Raw genomic sequence first — 18,140 nt, 5'->3', positions numbered from 1 at the left:
TTCCCTCTTTCTAGATAACAATAAGACGCAACATGATATTGCGTCTTATTGAGGCATTTTTATTATTGAGGTTTTTTACCAAACCATTTCATGTAAATTTTTTCATACTCGCCATTTTTTTTCAGTTCATCTAAGGCTTTATTCACTTTTTCAGCTAATTCTGTGTTTTTCTTGGTTACTGCCATACCATATTCTTCTGCATTCATAATATCGCCAACTAGCTTGGCATTTTTTTCGCCGCTTTTTGTTAAATAATATTCATTTACTGGTAAGTCATTCACTACTGCGTCTACCCCACCAGCTTTAAGTTCCATGTAAGCTTCTGAGTTACTATTGTACTCTCTTACATTCGCATCTTTTATTTTTCTAGCTTCTTCAGCGCCTGTAGTACCAATCTGTACAGCAATTTTCTTGCCTTCTAAGTCTTTGAAACTCTTGATTGTAGTATTATCGCTCTTAACTACAATAGACAAGCCTGATTTATAATAAGGTTTAGAAAAAGCAATCTTTTTGCTACGCTCTTCTGTAATACTCATACCGGAAACAATCATATCAATATTGCCTGCTTCTAGCGCAGGAATCAAACCATCAAAACCGATATTCTGGATTTCTGTTTCATAACCCATTTGTTTTGCAACAGCCCGTGCTAAATCCATGTCAAAGCCAACATATTCTTTATTGCCTTCCTCTTGAAATTCAAAAGGCGGAAACGTCATTTCAGCACCTATCTTAAGTACCTTCGCTTTGTCCGTATTAGCAGTCTTTTGACCACAGCCAACTAACCCCAAAGATAGTAGGAAAATTCCTACAACAAGTAAGCTCATCATTTTCTTAGACAACCAAAAAACCTCCCATAACCCTCTATTTATTTTCCCTATACCATTTTACATCTTTTTGCCAAATCATCAAGTGTTTTGTATTGAAAAAGTAGTACAAAGTTAAAATTCGTAGAGGAAAATTTGAACTACAAAGACACAAAGGGATAAATTTAACGCGTTTAACCACAGAGGCGCAGAGAGCACAGAGAAGGGATCGATTGGGTTAAAAAAATCCCCTCCGTGTACTCTGTGCCTCTGCGGTTAGTTATTTTCCCTATGTTTTGTATTGAAAAAAGTAATACAACCTTAAAATGTATAGAAGAAAAATTGAACCACAAAGACACGAAGGACACAAAGGGAGTTATTTAACACTTTTTTAACCGCAGAGACGCAGAGAGCACAGAGAAGGGATTTATAGGAAAATTCTCCTCTGCGAACTCTGTGCCTCTGCGGTTAGTTATTTTGTCCTCACCTTTTCTATAAGAACATAAAAAAAACACAGGCGAACTTCACATTTATGAAACCCGCCTGTGTCTATTATCGCTTTTTGTTATTAAGGTTTTTTACCAAACCATTTTACATAGATTTTTTCATATTCACCATTCTTCTTCAGTTCATCGATGGCTTTGTCTATCTGAGTGGCTAATTCTTTGTTCTTGCCAGAAGCAGCGATACCATAATCTTCAGCAGTCAGAGGCTCGCCAACCATTTTAGCATCTTTGCCACCTGCTTTTGCAATGTAGTATTCATTAACTGGTTTATCATTTACAACAGCATCGACACCGCCAGCCTTAAGTTCTAAGAATGCTTCTGGAGCACTGTTAAACTCGCGAATTTGCGCATTTTTCACCTTTTTTGCTTCATCAGCACCAGTAGTACCGATTTGAACAGCGATTTTTTTACCTTCTAAATCATTAAAAGTTTTAATGGAATTGTTATCAGTTTTGACCACCATAGTTAAACCAGATTTATAGTAAGGTTTGGAAAAGCTAACCTTTTTCGCTCTTTCTTCGGTAATTGTCATAGCGGAAATGGCTACATCAATATTATTTGCTTCTAGAGCAGGAATAAGTCCATCGAAACCCATATTTTGAATTTGAACTTCAGCTCCCATTTGTTTACCTATGGCTTTAATTAAATCAATATCAAAGCCAACATATTCTTTTGTACCCTCATCTTGGAACTCAAAAGGAGCAAAAGCTGCTTCTGAACCAACTTTAAGAACTTTTGCGGGCTTAGCAGCCTCTTGTTTGCCACAACCTACCAAACCCAAGGATAAAACAAATACTCCCACAATGAACAAACTCATTATTTTTTTAGACATTAACCCTTCCCCCTCAACACTTTCTTGTAATCTTGTAATGTTTATAATTATACATATCATTCGCATAATTAGTCAACGTTTTTTTGAGATTTTATAAGAAAAGAACTTGGTTTTCACCAAGTTCTTCAATGTATACAGAATACTTTATATGATTTAATTCCCTGGTTTTTTACCAAACCATTTTACGTATATTTTTTCATATTCGCCGTTCTTTTTCACTTCTTCTAACGCTTTATCTAATTTACCCGCTAACTCTGTGTTCTTCTTAGCAACAGCAATACCATATTCTTCTGCTTGCAAAGGTTCACCAACCGCTTTGGCATCATTACTGCCTGATTTTGCAATATAATATTCATTTACAGGTTTGTCATTCACTACGGCATCCACGCCACCTGCTTTTAATTCCATGAAAGCTTCTGGTGCATTATTAAATTCACGAACTTGAGCATCCTTAATTTTCTTAGCTTCTGTTGCACCTGTCGTACCGATCTGTACAGCAATTTTCTTACCCTCTAGATCTTTGAAACTTTTGATCGCGTTATTATCGTTTTTCACTACAATTGTTAAACCAGATTGATAATAAGGTTTAGTAAAATTAACTTTTTGGCTTCTAGCATCAGTAATCGTCATACCAGCAATGGCTACATCAATACTGTTGACTTCTAGACCTGGGATCAATCCATCAAAATTCATATTTTGAATTTGCACTTCATAACCCATCTGTTTACCAAGTGCTTTTATCAAATCTACATCAAAGCCAACATACTCTTTTGATTTTTCATCTTGAAACTCAAAAGGAGCAAAACCTGCATCCGTTCCCACTTTTAACACCTTCGCAGTAGATGCTGCATCTTTGCCACACCCAACTAAACCAAATGATGCGATAAGCACCATTAACATTATCAATGACATAATCTTCTTCGACATTTCATATACCTCCTGCTGAACTACTTTGTTTTATATTTATAATTATACACTTTTAATGTATATTTAGTCAATACTCTTTTGTAAGTTTTTTATAGTACAGCGGACAAATTGTGCGAACCACAAAGACATGAAGAATAATAAGATTAGGATATGAACCACAGAGGCGCAGAGAACCCAGAGAAGAGATAGATAGGATTAAATATTCCACTCAGCGCCCTCTGCGCCTCTGCGGTTAAATCATTTTTTCTTCCCCCTCTTCGACAAATCACATACATTCTAACATAACAAAAAAGCTCGGATGATTTCTCATCCGAGCAGCATTACATATTTATTATCTTTGAGCGGCAAAACATTCGCGACAGTAAACCGGTCTATCATTACGAGGTTTAAATGGTACTTGTGTGGTTATCCCACATCCAGCACAAATTACCTCGTGCATTTCACGTTGCGTTGTTTGACGATCCCCACCATCGCGACTACGTTTTTTAGCATCACGGCACTCGCGACAACGTGCAGGCTCATTTTCAAATCCCTTTTCCTCATAAAACTCTTGTTCCCCTACCGTAAACACGAAATCTACGCCACAGTCTTTACACTTTAGAGTTTTGTCCTGAAAAGCCATTAAAGAAATCCCCTCACCTTTGTGAATTTTAAGGACCACACTGCTTAGCTGACCTGGTCTTTGCCCCCACACCCGCCTGCTGGAAGGTTCGCTAATAAGAATTCAATCTCCTCACTACTGCCACTCTCGAATCTAGCTGACGTAGCTAATAACTCGGCAGGACTTACCCCTAAACCGCACCATGCTCAGAGCCACTTTGGACTCCTTATGTGGATCGTTTCGCCTGCGACTGGCCTCGACTTTCAACCACAGACCTAAGCAATAGGTTCTTATGTTATAGTATAGGTTTTTTTCTAATGAATTGCAAGCTCAAAATAGAGTTTTTTTGGATAAAGTATAGGCATGAGGCTGAAAGTAAATGAAAATCACTTATACCTTTAAATCTAAGAGCAATTTTGCCAGCTGTAAATCTCTCAATGAATCAATATCAATTGAATGATCTTTAGACATGGCATAGCCAACCGTCTCTTTAGACAAAAAAGATTTATTTGTTATCAGCCAATCACATTTCGCAACATATACTGCTCCATTTAAAGCATATACAACAGGTAAATCCTGACGCCGTGTAGCCACCTCATTATCAGTCTGTAAAATTGGTTCAAGGATACCTTGAGAATTAATGTGATACATCCAAAATGGGCTTTTATCTGGCTCAGTAACTGAAATACAACAATTTGCTTGCTTTATCATGCAATATTCAATACATCCATCAATATCTTCGGCGGTACGAAGTGGAGAAGTTGGTTGCAATAAAATAATATAGTCAAATCCAGGCAGCATTGAAATCGCATGTAAAACAGGATCTATACCGGGTGTATTATCTTTAGCAAACTCATCCGGTCTTTTAAAGGGAACCTCACATCCACACTGAGTGGCTACGCGAATAATATCATCATCATCAGAGGAAAGAACCAGTCGATCAATATATTTTGATTTCTTCGCTGCTTCAATTGTCCAAGCAATCAGTGGTTTGCCAGCAAGATCAATAATATTCTTTCCGGGAATTCCCTTAGATCCACCTCTAGCCGGAATAATTCCTAATACTTTTTTACTATTGATCATCCGAATACCTCGTCAAATTCAACGTTTGCTCGTTCATAATCATTTATTTGCCCTATATCCATCCAATACTCTCTGATGGGAAAAGCCGCTGTTTCGCCACCTGTACTAATTATTTTGGTAAAAAGATTGGGCATATCGAAATATTCATTATGAGCTATCAACTCTAAAGCTTTAGGTTCAATTATATAGATTCCTGCATTCACGAAAAAGTGTTTCACCGGTTTCTCATCAATGCCTGTAAGTCGATTTTGTTCGATCTTTACAACACCATAAGGAACCTGATAGTGATATTCTCGAACACACATAGTAGCCTGGGCTTGATGCATACTATGAAAATCAAGAAGTTGCTGAAAGTTAACTTTCGTTAGTAAATCACCATTCATAACTAATAATGGTTGCGCAGTCTTTTCCTGCAGTAAACTTAACGCGCCTGCAGTTCCCAGCTGTTTTTCCTCATCAATATAATGAATCTCGATTCCCCATCGGTTTCCGTTTCCAAAGTACTCCTTGATCATGTCAGCTTTATAATTTACTGATAAATAAAATTTTCTAAACCCATACTCCATAAAATTTTCCAGAATAGTTTCAAGAACAGGTTTTCCGCCCACCTTTAAAAGTGGTTTAGGACAATCATTCGTTAGTGGACGAAGCCGGGCACCTAGCCCCCCAGCCATTATAACAACAATGTTATCTTTGACATCTTCCTGAATTAAATCTTGCAATGTCTCCACATTAATAACTTTTCCATCATCGTCAATGACGGGTATATGATTCAGCCGCTTTAGCTTCATAACAGCTAAAACAATATCGCGCCGCTCATATGATTTTGCTACAGTCGGATGAGGATTCATAATCCGTTTAACGGACTCCTCCAACATAATGCCTTTTAAAATGCCACGGCGTATATCTCCATCTGTTACAGTTCCCAATAAACGATTTTTTTCGTCAACTACCAGTGCAATCTGCATTGCACTGGAATCAATAATCTGGAGTGTATTATGGATTGTTACATCTTGCGAAATTAATATCTGCTTCCATTCCTTCATATTATACCTCCCGTGCTGGTACACCAATTACTTTTGTATCTTCTGCTACATTCTTAATCACAACGGCTCCTGCACCCACTACACTGTTTCCCCCAATTTTTATACCTTGAATCATAATAGCTCCTGTACCAATATGCACTCCATCTCCAATCTCTACACCACCAGAGAGAGTTACCCCAGGAGCTAAATGAACATGCGAACCAATACGGCAATCATGATCTACAGAGACTGCCGTATTTATAATAGAGTTTGAACCAATATGGCAACCTGGCTGAATGACCGCCCCTGCCATAATATGAACACCTTCTCCAAAGATAACTTCTGAAGCCACTATCGCCGAGGGATGTATAACAGTTGCAAAAGAATAATCTAGCGTTTTAAAGTAGTCGAAAATCTCCCTACGAATTGCAGGCAATCCCACTGAACCCATACCATTAACCAGAAAAATCTGCTCTGGCTTATAATGTAAAATCACTTCATCAGTACCGATTACAGGGATTCCCAATACATACGTATTCATTTTCTCTGGATTAGAATCAGTCGCACCAATAATCTCAACACTGGACCCTCGCAACATATCAATCACTACTTTAGCATGGCCTCCAGCACCGACTATAATAACAGGACGTTTCATATTCCTATCCTTTCATCCTGTTCATAATCCCGTTCAGCAGATTTTCCAAGCCACTCCCAATAATAGATGGGTGAAAGACCTGTTCCCGCACGTTTGGTAGTTATATTCTTTTCTGTAAATTTTTCGCCTTTTTTGATTGCTTGGCTTGCAACCAAACTTTTGCGAGCCACAATCTTATTCTTAACCTCAGAAGGTGTTGGAATCTTATAGGAATATCCCAAAGCCTTTTCAATTTGCCGTATCGATTCAACCATATTTTTCAATTCTATTGGTTCCAATGACGCTTTGTGATCCGGCCCAGGTAAACTTCTATCCAACGTAAAATGTTTTTCGATAATTACTGCGCCGCGAGCGACTGCAGCTAGTGGAACAGCAATACCAGCAGTATGGTCAGAAAAACCGACGGATAAATCAAAGGCACATCGCAAAGTATCCATTGCTTTTAGATTTACTTCAGCCAAAGAAGCTGGATACTCAGTAGTACAATGCAATAAACTTACCTTTTGTTGCAATAGCTGGCGTCCAAGCAAAGACGAATAAGCTTCTTGAAAGTTTTCTATACTAGGATTATTACCTCTATCCATGTATCCAAAAGCCAGTATACCTAAAGCTATTTCAACTTCACCTAACGTACTCATCCCTGTAGACAAAATAACCGCCTTACCTGTCCGGGCAATCTCTAACAGAAATGGTGCATTAGTTAAATCCCCTGAAGAAACTTTTATATAAGGTAATTCGAAAGAACTTATTAGTAATTTCAAACTATCTAGGTCAAACGGAGTGGATAAAAACTGTATACCTTGCTCATGGCAATATTCAATTAGGTTGTGATGGGCCTCTTCACTCAACTCTAATTTTTTAATCATATCAAATTGAGATTCGCCGATATCTGTATTCCGTTTCTGATAGTCAGCTTTTGCTGCATCTTTACTGACTAATTTTTCTGCACGAAAGGTCTGAAACTTGATAGCATCGACTCCACATTGGACAGCAACGTCAATAAGTTTTTTTGCCATCTCAATTGAACCGTTGTGATTAACCCCAGCTTCAGCGATGATATAGGTCTTTTCTGTTTGATTCATATTGAGCAATTCACCTCGAAGAAACATTTTTTAATTAATTGATTTTCGTCCAAATCGTCTTTTAATACAGCTAATATTTGTTGTGAGCTTGTACCATCGCCATATGGATTGACAATATCCGAACAATCTAAAGTAAAGGAGCGTTCAACTGCATTAATAATAGCTTGCTTTTTCGGTATACAGTTTATCACTGAAGGCACTTGAATACGCCCTTTTTGCCTATCTCCCACATTAATCGTCACTTTTTTAAAAGACGGGACTTCATATATTCCACTGGATGAATTTCCTAAAACTGCATCAACCTGCTGAATAACACTAAAATAGCGTTTTTGTCCCAAATTGGTATGGGCACATGAACACTGAGGATGTTTAGCTACATATTCATCAATCATTTGAATTAAAGATCTTCCATAATTATCAGAGTTTGGCTTGGTAAATAGAACTCCCAAATTCTCTCCAAAAGAGTCCAGCGCGTCCAATATCTCTTGAAACTGTTCTGCAGGATGCTGATGTTCAAGCGTAGCAGGGTGAAAGGTTACTAAAATATTGTGAGGTTTAAATCTAAAGTTTAGTTCTTTTTCCAATTCTTCCTTAGTAAGCAAATGTAAAGTCTTAATCTGGTCAATGCCTGGACTACCGACACAAAAAATACGTTTAGGATTTTCGCCCATTTGCTTAACCCTTTTAGCTGCGATCTCGTTTGTTACAAAGTGCAAATGAGACATCTTGGTAATACTATGACGAATGGCTTCATCAAAGGCACCTTCCGTTGTATCTCCTCCTGCAATATGTGCAATGGGGATTTTAGCGACCATCGCAGTCTGTACAGCTGCCAATATTTCGTAACGATCTCCTAAAACCACCATAAGGTCAGGATGTAACCTGTCAAGAACATCTGCGAACCCCATAATTCCTATTCCAATGGATTTCGCAATGCCTACCGGAGTATCACTAGACATTATCATTTCCACTTTGGCATCAATCGTAAAGCCATCTTTTTCAATTTCCTTATATGTCAAGCCAAACTCTGGAGAAAGATGCATCCCTGTAACAACCAATTGCAGTACCAGTTCTTTGTCAGCTTGAATCTTTTTTAATAAAGGAAATAACAGTCCATACTCCGCTCGTGTACCAGTTACCACGCAAATTTTACGTTTGGAAGCCACAGAAAACACCTGCTTATAATTAAATTAGTTTTAAGTAGAAATTAACTCTGCCGAAATCCTCGAAAAGAAGCATCTCTCTCTATATATAGTTTTCGTAGATTTTCTTCAACTTTTATTTGTCCTGCACTATAGTAATTATCGAGAAGAATTTTATTCGCCTGATATAAGGCACGATAAAACTCTTCATCACTCATATCTGTGAAATTAACACTTAATAAATCCGAATTCAAGTGCTTATTTTCATAAAAATCCTGGCAATCTTTTAAAAGCCCTTTTTCAATTGCAAGATCATATAAAGGAGACCCAGGATAAGGCGTTACAGGTCTGATTGTTCTCATTTGGGCATGATCATCATACTTCAACAAAAATTCCACACCAAGTCGTAATGATTCCGCATTCTCACCAATATTCCCAAAGATAATATTATACCCAGGACTGATTCCTGCCGCTAACGTATTTTCAATACCTGTAGTAATCTGTGATACGGTAAGTGCTTTTTTCATATTACGCAACGCTTGTTCATCCATTGATTCGATACCGTAATTGATAAAAACGCAACCTGCATCTTTCATCAGATTAAGAACATCAGGAGTCGCATAATTTAGACGTCCATTGCAATCCCAATGGATATTTAATTTTGCTTTAATAAAAGCTTCACATAATTCCGTGGTACGTTGTACCGAATTCATGAGCAATTCATCAGAAAAGGCAATATAGGATATAGCATAGTCTTTTTGCAAAATTTGAATTTCTTCAATAATGCTTTCCGCAGACCGCGGGCGGAAACCTTGATCCATCCGGTAACAGAAATTACATGTAAATGTACATCCTCTACCTGATAACACTGGCATACAACGTTCAGAGTTCTTTATATTGGGTAAGCGTAGCAACGCATAATGATCCATAGGAAATAAATCCCAGGCAGGAAGCGGTATACTGTCAATATCTTGAATCAATTCCCGAGGAGCCGTTTTAACAAAATTTCCGTTCTCAATATAGGCAATTCCATTAACATCCTGTAAGCTTGTTTTATTTTGCAATGCCGTTAGCAGTTCTAACATTGTGACTTCGCCTTCACCAATAACGATAGCATCCGCCATTGTTTTTTCTAAGAAAAATTTAGGTTCAGGTGAAGCCAAATGTCCACCTAGCACAAAGAAGGGACGATTCTTTGATTGATTGATTGCTTCTGCAATTTTTAATGCCTTTCTATATTGGTAATAGCCGCCACAAGCTCCCAAACCCACAACATCAAACTCATTTTTTTCTAAGAAGTCGATTAAATGCTCCTCTGGCCAGTGGTAAACATCCTGATTATAAATAGTTACCTTATGCCCGGCTTTACGACATACAGCCGCAATGTAACCAAGCCCTGGGGAAAACCATGATATATAAGAATCATTATCGTATGCAATTAATAAAATATTCATGTAAAAGATTCCTTCCGTTATTTGTAATTTTACTACATTCTATGTTTACTTAGTTTTACACTACTAGGAATATTAATAAGACGTGCTTCGATATTCTCTGCCACTGCTAAGTCCATATGTGGACACGACGTAAACATTGATAATTTATGCATCAAGATCCACGCAGGACGAGTCATTATACCAGCTATATTAGTAGCTTCTAATATTGTATCGCGATATTGTTTATAATCACTTTCTAACAGTAAAACATTCAACCAGTAATTACTCTTTGAAAAGTTTGTCTCACGAAAAATTTTCATCCCGTGCATAGATGAAAAACGTTCTATATATCTCTCGGCTAATATCCTTTTTTGAGCCAGAAATTCTGGCAATTGCTCCAGTTGTGCACACCCCAAAGCAGCATTAATATTAGGCAATCGATAATTAAAGCCAACCTGATCATGGTAGAAGTCCCATTTATGAGGCAGTTTTGCCGTTGTGGTGATATGTTTAGCCATTTTCCCCAACTCTTCATCATTAGTTAAAATAGCACCACCACCACCTGTAGTGATCGTTTTATTACCATTAAAACTCAATGTAGACAACTTACCCCAATTCCCTGTATGACGACCTTTATAAAAAGAACCAAGAGATTCGGCTGCATCTTCAATTAGTTCTAGTTTAAATTTTTGACACACTTCAACTAAAGGATCTAAATCTACAGGATGTCCAAAAGTATGCATTGGAAGCACAGCTTTGATCCTACGCCCTGTTTTTTTATTAAAGCAGCCATCTGTCTTTACTTCCGCAATTTCCTGTAAATATACGTCCAATTTATAAGGATCTAAACCTAGTGTTCTCTCTTCACAATCAGCAAAATGAGGTATCCCACCACAATAAGTTATGGCGTTAGTAGTAGCAATAAATGTGAGAGTAGGTACGATGACCTCATCATCCTTTATTACACCTGCTATTTTAAGGGCGACATGTAGTGCAGCTGTCCCATTTACTACTGCGACTGCCCTTTTGACACCCGTATATTCAGCCAATTTCTGTTCAAATTGGTCAACATATTTCCCCACAGAAGATACCCAACCGGTATCTATGCACTCTTTTACATACTTCCATTCATTTCCCCCAAAATAGGGCTCGTGAAGGGCAACCTTTTCCTGCTCTATTGGTAAACAACTTTTTAAAGCTTCAATCACACTATCTACATTAAAACGCTCGTTTCTCATATATTATAGATATCGGCTTTGTATTGTTTCAAATTTCCCTCCCGAGTAAACCACGCCGCCGTATCTGCTAACCCCCTTCTTAAACCATCTTTACTCCCGTAGAGAGGTTCCCATCCGAGAAGTCTTTTTGCTTTCTGGTTATCAGCCCATAATCGCTCCACTTCACTTTTAGCAGGCCGCAATCTTGCTTCGTCAGCGACAATATCAATCTTTGCCCCCATAACCTCTGCAATCAGACTGACCGTTTCTCCAATGGATACTTCATAATTACTGCCAATATTGATGACTTCCCCGATTGCTGAATCAGATTGAGCCATAGCAATAAACCCTCTGACAGTATCTGCTACATAGTTAAAATCCCGGGTAGGATGCAAAGCCCCCAGCTTGATTTCACGCTTTCCACCAGCAATTTGAGTGATTACAGTAGGAATAATAGCTCTGGCAGATTGGCGTGGACCATACGTGTTAAAGGGACGTATGATTGATACAGGCATATTAAAGGAATTGTAAAAAGACATCGCTAATTGATCAGCTCCAATTTTCGTTGCCGAATAGGGGGACTGTCCCTGCAATGGGTGTTCCTCGGTTATAGGAACAAAACGTGCAGTACCATACACTTCGCTAGTAGAAGTATGAACAATTTTTTCTACTTCCAGCTCCCTTGCCGCTTGTAGTATATTGAGAGTTCCCTTAATATTTGTATCCACATAGGTATCTGGAGAATGATAGGAATAAGGTATGGCAATAAGTGCTGCTAAATGAAGAACAACATCACAACCCTGCATTGCTGTTTTTACACCATGGGGATCACGAATATCACCCGTGTGGACTTCAATCTGTTCCTTAATTTCTTGCGGAGTAGAATCCAACCATCCCCAAGAATTAAATGAGTTATACAAGACAAACGCCTTAACATCATAGCCGTGTCGCACTAATTCTTCTGTAAGATGAGATCCAATAAAACCGTCAGCTCCGGTTACTAAAATTTTTTTTCCTTTTAAATTCATCATTAAGTCCTTTCCAAGATAGATTAAACTCAAATTATATTACTTTCTTATATTAAGCATATGTCCATTTCCTAGAAAAGAATCATTTTCATAAGCTTGGTGAAGATTAATCTCTTTACGCCCTGTCAGCATTTTTTTACTAATACTTAAACAATTGTCTTTTAATATTTGCTGACTCTCGTTATCGTTATCAGTAATTTGGATCAATAATTCCTTCAAACTTTCTTTGATTTCCGGCTTACAATTATTGATATCAAACTCACCTTGTAGAGCCACAATACTATCCATTATAATTTGTTTTTGCGCAACTAATTCGTTAACAGTATTTAGATTTTCTTCTTTGATTGCCTTCAACTGTTCAACCGATAAACATAGGAGATTACTATAGTGTTTTATAAAAAGCAACCCCTTATCTTCCTGTTGCATTTTCATCCCCCCATAAAAATACAATAAACTACTTACTTTTTAAGATAATACTATCCCAAGCTTCTTTTAAGGTAGATAATAATTCAATGACCTCTCCCACTTTTGCAGAATCTTTTGCCATATTAGCCTCAGCTAAACACTTAAGCATATATACATATAAACTACGCAGGTTTTGAGAAATCTCGCCAGCATTCATATTCAATGTTATGTTCAATTCTTTAATAATATCTTGTGTTTTTATCAACAAAGTATGGGCACCATTTATATCTTTGTGAGCAATACAATTCTGTGCACCGCGCAAATTTTTTAATGCTCCATCATAGAGCATAATAATTAATCTACCTTGGCTTGCCGTTTCCACCTGCATGCGCTTATAGTGATCATAAGGATTATTAATCATTACACATGTTCCTCCTAAATTTCTCAATACAACGATGAAGTAGATCCTCTAGTGCTTTTGTCCCTTCAAGAACTTTTTCATAATAAATCCTGTAGTCGGCAATGGCAGCATGAAAATCATCCTCTTCCGAATACTCTGCTGTATGAGTACGCGAAAATATCCCATGTAATTCATGCTGGAAATACGCTTCAACCACTTCCCGTATATATGGATCATTTTCAAATTTTTTATATATTTTAGTAACAGCCTTTAAATGTTGCTGCATTTTTTTCGTTTGCTCATCTTCACAGGCCTTTTCCAATTGTTTTAGATGCTTAATGGCCTTATTGGCATCAATAATGGTTTTCTTCGCATCTTTTAGGCGCAGTTCCAGTTTTTCCAATATAGGTTCCATGTTAGGTATTTTAAAAGAAATTTGTGCTTCCCTAATCAATTCTTGTACATCAATTGTTGTTTCCTGACAATATTCATCAATCACTTCTCGCAAAGTCATGATCTTTGTACCCGGGATAAATGCTCCCCCTTCTGTAGCGTTTATATATTCACGATCGGAATATCTATCAATCCACTGTTCGAAAAAAATAAGAAATTGATAAAACGCCCGGTCCGTAAGGAGTTTTCCCCCATCATTTGCCTTCACCTGAAAATAGCTTGCATTTTCTCCTCCGCAGTAGACTTTATCCTCATAAATTGTCCCAGTTGCATGAGAGTGCCCATCCCGCGAATATGCTAAATCCTGCCCCACTAGTATGATAGGATCCGCCCCCATTTTATAAGCTGCAACAAAAGCATTATTAGCAACTGAACCTCCGCTTTCAATCTTCCCCTTTTTCTCTATACTATCGCCAAACCAATTTAGTATCGGCATATCGCCCGATACGAATACCGGTCCCTGGTAATTCTCAAAAATCATATGATGCGTTTGTATTTCTGCAACCAAAGCGGCCCTTCCCACATCTACACCTTTCATATGCTCATAATTCAACGGATGGGGATCTATACTGAATATAAAATCCGCTTCAATGTCCCATTTTTTTAGTGCCTTAACAGCTGTTCCCACAGCAATAATAACCGCCTTACCTTTTACCTCTTTTAACAGCTGTATATTTTTATTTAAGGATGGTCCTGCCGATACAATTATGGCAGGCATACCTTTCATACGATTAAATAGAGAAACTATACCAGGATAAGTGGAATAATCTAGTAGATTCAGTATAGAATTCGATACAAAATTCCAGCCTAATCTAATCCCTGTTACTAGATTAACTACATTCGTACTAACAACTTCTTTAATCTGTCGCATAGATTGATCGTAAAAATCGCCATATACTGTTCGATGGCCGGCCAACCCGGTCACTATAATATCCTGATGCTTGGCTGCATTATACACCGAAAAGAAGTAGGCTTTAACAGTTCTAGGCAAATCGCTTACAAGAATATAAAGACGTTCAGAAGAGAGAAGATGTCGCAAATCTCTAGCTGCCATTGCTGCACAAAATAAATCACGCTCAGGTTCGATAATAAATATTGGACTTCTCTCATCCACTGTTTCCAATAATGCCTCTACCAAATATCCCAAGCCAAATCCATAAACAACAATCACATTACCTGGCTTAGAGGAAACACTCTCCGCTATTTTTTTTGCTTCTTTCACAGGATCAACAGAGCTATGTAAGAAAACCTTCTTACCAGTTGAGGACATCACTCTCACTGTCGGCATTCCTATTCGACTATCTATAATTTCGATTCTCTCTGAGGTAACTGTGGTATCCAACTTATTAAAACTGTAACGGTCCTTATATATAGCCCAGTTTTCAGCTTCCCATACATGCTTTTTCTCTTGCATCAATCTATATTGCCCTCTCTTTATATCGTTCCTGCACTACCCCTAACATCCCTTGAGAAATGCGAATAACTGGCACCAAATCATATTCGATCAAATCCGCCAATAATGAGTAATCTTCACTTTCCGTTGCTTCAACTATACTGGTAAAGACCTGACATAATTGGTCAAACAATAACAACACAGTCGTTTCTTCATATAACGGTTCTGAGAAATCAATTGTAAGTAAAACCGCGGCAGATTTCAATAATTTTTGATAACAATCTAGTCCTTCCATAATCCGGGTCAACATCTCCAACGATTGTAACCTATCAACGCCATGCAACGTAACCGACAATTCTTGGCTACCCTGTGCCACCTTATACAAATAATTTTCCATATCTGATAATAGACCGCCCAACTCTTCAAACTGTTTTTCACTTTCAATTTTCTTCGTCCCTTGCATCTTGTGCCTCCCCTCCTGCATCACATAATATCCGCCGCCATTGCCTCTGCGCACTCCTACTCGCCTTACTTTAACCAATTGAGATAATTGACTGCGAATATAGGATGGCGTTACCTTCAATATCTCACCGATTTCTTTAGAATTCAATGGTTTAGCATAAGACGCTGTATGTCGGTCCAGTAACTTGAACACTTCTTCCTGCAAATAATTATACATACTTTCCTCCAAGCTAACACAACTAGACACTAGTGAACATTATATATTATCATTATAATGGTCAACAAACGGCGTTAACCATTATAATGATAATTACATTACGACTTACTGCTATTCAAACTAGCGAGCATTGATGTCATGTAAGATCCCTGAGATTGAAGCGACGATAAAAGAGTCTGCATATTTTGATATTTAGTATACAAAGTAGCCTGTTCTGCTGCCAAGCGAGTCTTTAAATCTGAAATCCGATCAGTATTATTCTTCATCGTTTTCGTAATTGATCCATCAGACCCCGTTATGGCATCAAACGTGCCACCGTATTGCGTGTTACCGTTTAACATTGTCTGCAATTGTACAAAAATCCCTGCATTACTTCCTGAACTAACATCATAGCTATAGTCAGCAGTTATTGCCGTAGCAGGAAAATCAACAGAAGGATCACTACCGAACTTAATCTTTCCCGTTGTATAATCCAAAGAATATTCATAACCTGTTGTCTCTGTATTTGCGTCAGTCACTGAGCTTACATGTTTTTTAGGCGTTCCAGAAACCTGAGTATAAGTTTGAGTACCGACCTTAATTATCGGCGTCCCTGTTACGGAGCCATTTTTAAGAGTATATACTCCGGCAGTTGCAGTAACGGTTTCACCCGTGACGGAAGCCATTGAATTACCAAATAGGGAAGCAAGAGCTTGAGGATTGGATTGTAATGCACTTTTAAATTTGGTTGTATCCAATTCCAAATGTCCACTCTGAACTGCAGCTGCGTCAAATACCCCTGGTTTACCAGTGGTAATACCAACTTGAGAAAGTTGTTGCATACTAGACGATTGATTGGTTACAACAGCAGACGTGATGCTCCGTAGCATATTGTTAACACTTGCTAATGTAGGATCACCAAATAAATCCCCAACTGACGCATCTGTCGAACTAGTGTCAAATTTTCCTGAACCTTCATTCAGTTTGCCATAAACGGCATCCATGGCAGCATTATAGGCAGTAATAAAGGTTTGTACCTTTGCTATAATAGCATCGGCATCAGTCTGCACCGAAACGGTCGCGGTTCCCTTACCCACGAGGGAAAAAGTATTTCCATTAAATGTCACTTTGTTATCTACTGGGGTTACGGCTACGCCATTGACCGTCACAGAAGCCTCAGTACCTTTTTGTTGATTTCCTTGTGCCAATCCTATTTTCGACAAGAAAGGTGAACTGTCTGTGGTAGCCGTCCCCAACGTAATATCCTTAGCACCAGCCGTTTTGGAAGTCAAAGATATCGTGCCAGTATTCGAATTATAAAAAGCCGAAACACCAGCTGTTGTTGAAGTATTTATTTTGTTAATAATTGTATCAATGGTATCTGTAGTTGAGTCTACTTTGAAAAATGTCCCATTGATGGAAAAATATCCGGACGTGGCACCCGCAGCCGTACCAAAGAGATCATCCAAGGTACGCGTCTCATCCGAATTGACCCCAGAAACTACAGTTGCCCCTGTTAAACCAAGGGGACTTAAAAGATTGGAGGAATCATTGATCGTAATCGTTGGCGTTTTTCCCGCTGTATTTTGCGTGATAGTAACTGCGCCGTCTGTCCCTACTGACGCCGTGACACCTGCACCAGATGCCGAAATTTTATTCACAATCGTGTTTACCGTGTCATCCGCAGTTACAACAATACTTTTACCATTGATGGAAAATGTACCAGTTTTATTTAATGGGGTATTGTAAGTAGTTAGATCTTGAGCAGTTCCTGTTACATACGCCTTTTTACCAGCACTGGTATCAACGTTTCCGTTAGTTACATCTGCTTGCGGTATACCTGCATTCGCTAAAAATCCGCTGTTATCGGAAAATGTAATTTTAGGACCCGCGGTATTTTGTGTGATTGTAACTTTGCCGTCCGTCCCTACTGACGCCGTGACACCTGCAGAAGAGCTATTAATATGATTCACAATCGTAGTAAGAGAATCCCCGGCGGTTACACCGATAGATACACCATTGATCTGTAATGCACCGGTCGTAACAGCAGTTCCGGAATCATAAACTTGCGTCCCAGCAACATTCGCTTTACGTCCAGCGTTTCCAATAATCCCACTCGTATTACTGGTAATCGTAGCTGTAGCTCCAACATTAATAATATAACTACCACTGGTGCCGCCGTTTTGCGAACTTGCAGTAACTATCTTTTCATCTGTCGAAGATGCCTTCATTGCAGAAAAAGTGTTGGAGTAAGTCAAATCAGTAGCCGCATATTGCAACGTGCGCAAAGCTACTTTAATTGTATTATAATCGGTTAATTGGGCTTGCAACTTTGTATTTTGATTTTGGAGATTAATCATAGGTAAGCTGTGTGATTGAATCGTCGCACTAACCAAGGCATCGACATCAAGTCCTCCAACCGTATTGTTCATATGGGTTGTACCAAGGGACGAAGACGTAGTCGTAGACAAGGAAAGGGATGAAGTAGCCATACTT

Annotated in this window: 17 protein-coding genes; all 17 read right to left on the bottom strand. The window is 38.4% G+C overall.

Annotation, left to right across the window (positions count from 1 at the left end):
* Positions 1-62 precede the first annotated feature (62 nt).
* The 17 genes from QSJ81_RS22570 to fliD all read right to left on the bottom strand — a co-directional run bounded on the left by QSJ81_RS22570 (position 63) and on the right by fliD (position 18,136).
* On the bottom strand, positions 63-839 hold the full coding sequence (locus tag QSJ81_RS22570; RefSeq protein WP_285719604.1) for a transporter substrate-binding domain-containing protein: 777 nt from the start codon (positions 837-839) through the stop codon (positions 63-65).
* Between the two features lie 532 nt (positions 840-1,371).
* Entirely contained in the window at positions 1,372-2,142 is a 771-nt protein-coding gene (locus QSJ81_RS22565) for a basic amino acid ABC transporter substrate-binding protein (protein WP_285719603.1), read from the bottom strand.
* Positions 2,143-2,295: 153 nt separating this feature from the next.
* A complete protein-coding gene (locus tag QSJ81_RS22560; protein ID WP_285719602.1) occupies positions 2,296-3,069 on the bottom strand; it encodes a basic amino acid ABC transporter substrate-binding protein in 774 nt (257 codons plus the stop codon).
* A 331-nt stretch (positions 3,070-3,400) separates the two neighbouring features.
* A complete protein-coding gene (locus QSJ81_RS22555; RefSeq protein WP_038673810.1) occupies positions 3,401-3,691 on the bottom strand; it encodes a zinc-ribbon domain containing protein in 291 nt (96 codons plus the stop codon).
* 369 nt (positions 3,692-4,060) lie between these two features.
* The gene (locus QSJ81_RS22550; RefSeq protein WP_285719601.1) at positions 4,061-4,753 is read right to left on the bottom strand and encodes an acylneuraminate cytidylyltransferase family protein; all 693 of its coding nucleotides are present in this window, start codon (positions 4,751-4,753) and stop codon (positions 4,061-4,063) included.
* Positions 4,750-5,799 carry a nucleotidyltransferase family protein gene (locus QSJ81_RS22545; RefSeq protein ID WP_285719600.1) on the bottom strand — a complete coding sequence of 350 codons (1,050 nt, stop codon included), beginning with the start codon at positions 5,797-5,799 and terminating at the stop codon, positions 4,750-4,752. The genes QSJ81_RS22550 and QSJ81_RS22545 overlap by 4 nt, the downstream gene beginning before the upstream one ends.
* 1 nt (position 5,800) lies before the next feature.
* Complete coding sequence (locus QSJ81_RS22540; RefSeq protein ID WP_285719599.1) at positions 5,801-6,433, bottom strand: acetyltransferase; 633 nt, start codon at positions 6,431-6,433, stop codon at positions 5,801-5,803.
* Positions 6,430-7,515, bottom strand: coding sequence for an N-acetylneuraminate synthase (neuB, locus tag QSJ81_RS22535; RefSeq protein ID WP_285719598.1), 1,086 nt, complete (start codon positions 7,513-7,515; stop codon positions 6,430-6,432). Before neuB ends, QSJ81_RS22540 begins: the two co-directional genes overlap by 4 nt.
* Positions 7,512-8,681: a UDP-N-acetylglucosamine 2-epimerase gene (neuC, locus tag QSJ81_RS22530; RefSeq protein WP_285719597.1), complete on the bottom strand. Its 1,170-nt coding sequence runs from the start codon at positions 8,679-8,681 to the stop codon at positions 7,512-7,514. The genes neuB and neuC overlap by 4 nt, the downstream gene beginning before the upstream one ends.
* Before the next feature lie 41 nt (positions 8,682-8,722).
* A complete protein-coding gene (locus QSJ81_RS22525) occupies positions 8,723-10,111 on the bottom strand; it encodes a B12-binding domain-containing radical SAM protein (protein WP_285719596.1) in 1,389 nt (462 codons plus the stop codon).
* A gap of 32 nt (positions 10,112-10,143) precedes the next feature.
* The gene (locus tag QSJ81_RS22520) at positions 10,144-11,328 is read right to left on the bottom strand and encodes a LegC family aminotransferase (RefSeq protein WP_285719595.1); all 1,185 of its coding nucleotides are present in this window, start codon (positions 11,326-11,328) and stop codon (positions 10,144-10,146) included.
* A complete protein-coding gene (locus QSJ81_RS22515; RefSeq protein ID WP_285719594.1) occupies positions 11,325-12,338 on the bottom strand; it encodes an NAD-dependent 4,6-dehydratase LegB in 1,014 nt (337 codons plus the stop codon). Before QSJ81_RS22515 ends, QSJ81_RS22520 begins: the two co-directional genes overlap by 4 nt.
* A 36-nt stretch (positions 12,339-12,374) precedes the next feature.
* The gene (locus QSJ81_RS22510; protein ID WP_285719593.1) at positions 12,375-12,761 is read right to left on the bottom strand and encodes a flagellar protein FliT; all 387 of its coding nucleotides are present in this window, start codon (positions 12,759-12,761) and stop codon (positions 12,375-12,377) included.
* Positions 12,762-12,789: 28 nt separating this feature from the next.
* Entirely contained in the window at positions 12,790-13,161 is a 372-nt protein-coding gene (gene fliS / locus QSJ81_RS22505) for a flagellar export chaperone FliS (protein ID WP_285719592.1), read from the bottom strand.
* Entirely contained in the window at positions 13,154-15,007 is a 1,854-nt protein-coding gene (locus QSJ81_RS22500; RefSeq protein WP_285719676.1) for a motility associated factor glycosyltransferase family protein, read from the bottom strand. Before QSJ81_RS22500 ends, fliS begins: the two co-directional genes overlap by 8 nt.
* 4 nt (positions 15,008-15,011) lie before the next feature.
* Positions 15,012-15,665, bottom strand: coding sequence for a DUF8042 domain-containing protein (locus QSJ81_RS22495; RefSeq protein ID WP_285719591.1), 654 nt, complete (start codon positions 15,663-15,665; stop codon positions 15,012-15,014).
* A 98-nt stretch (positions 15,666-15,763) separates the two neighbouring features.
* Positions 15,764-18,136 carry a flagellar filament capping protein FliD gene (fliD, locus tag QSJ81_RS22490; RefSeq protein WP_285719590.1) on the bottom strand — a complete coding sequence of 791 codons (2,373 nt, stop codon included), beginning with the start codon at positions 18,134-18,136 and terminating at the stop codon, positions 15,764-15,766.
* Positions 18,137-18,140: the final 4 nt, after the last annotated feature.

The sequence above is a fragment of the Pelosinus sp. IPA-1 genome, assembly GCF_030269905.1.
GTDB lineage: Bacteria > Bacillota > Negativicutes > DSM-13327 > DSM-13327 > Pelosinus.
The sequence above is the reverse complement of the archived record's forward strand: the minus strand, read 5'-3'. Positions and strand labels throughout refer to the sequence as shown.

Bases quoted from the DNA above. Each gene is read 5' to 3' on its own strand.
- QSJ81_RS22540 (WP_285719599.1), bottom strand. From the start codon at position 6,433: ATGAAACGTCCTGTTATTATAGTCGGTGCTGGAGGCCATGCTAAAGTA.
- QSJ81_RS22520 (WP_285719595.1), bottom strand. From the start codon at position 11,328: ATGAGAAACGAGCGTTTTAATGTAGATAGTGTGATTGAAGCTTTAAAA.
- neuB (WP_285719598.1), bottom strand. From the start codon at position 7,515: ATGAATCAAACAGAAAAGACCTATATCATCGCTGAAGCTGGGGTTAAT.
- QSJ81_RS22510 (WP_285719593.1), bottom strand. From the start codon at position 12,761: ATGCAACAGGAAGATAAGGGGTTGCTTTTTATAAAACACTATAGTAAT.
- QSJ81_RS22560 (WP_285719602.1), bottom strand. From the start codon at position 3,069: ATGTCGAAGAAGATTATGTCATTGATAATGTTAATGGTGCTTATCGCA.
- fliS (WP_285719592.1), bottom strand. From the start codon at position 13,161: ATGATTAATAATCCTTATGATCACTATAAGCGCATGCAGGTGGAAACG.
- QSJ81_RS22500 (WP_285719676.1), bottom strand. From the start codon at position 15,007: ATGCAAGAGAAAAAGCATGTATGGGAAGCTGAAAACTGGGCTATATAT.
- fliD (WP_285719590.1), bottom strand. From the start codon at position 18,136: ATGGCTACTTCATCCCTTTCCTTGTCTACGACTACGTCTTCGTCCCTT.
- QSJ81_RS22550 (WP_285719601.1), bottom strand. From the start codon at position 4,753: ATGATCAATAGTAAAAAAGTATTAGGAATTATTCCGGCTAGAGGTGGA.
- QSJ81_RS22515 (WP_285719594.1), bottom strand. From the start codon at position 12,338: ATGATGAATTTAAAAGGAAAAAAAATTTTAGTAACCGGAGCTGACGGT.
- QSJ81_RS22565 (WP_285719603.1), bottom strand. From the start codon at position 2,142: ATGTCTAAAAAAATAATGAGTTTGTTCATTGTGGGAGTATTTGTTTTA.
- QSJ81_RS22555 (WP_038673810.1), bottom strand. From the start codon at position 3,691: ATGGCTTTTCAGGACAAAACTCTAAAGTGTAAAGACTGTGGCGTAGAT.
- QSJ81_RS22525 (WP_285719596.1), bottom strand. From the start codon at position 10,111: ATGAATATTTTATTAATTGCATACGATAATGATTCTTATATATCATGG.
- QSJ81_RS22495 (WP_285719591.1), bottom strand. From the start codon at position 15,665: ATGTATAATTATTTGCAGGAAGAAGTGTTCAAGTTACTGGACCGACAT.
- QSJ81_RS22545 (WP_285719600.1), bottom strand. From the start codon at position 5,799: ATGAAGGAATGGAAGCAGATATTAATTTCGCAAGATGTAACAATCCAT.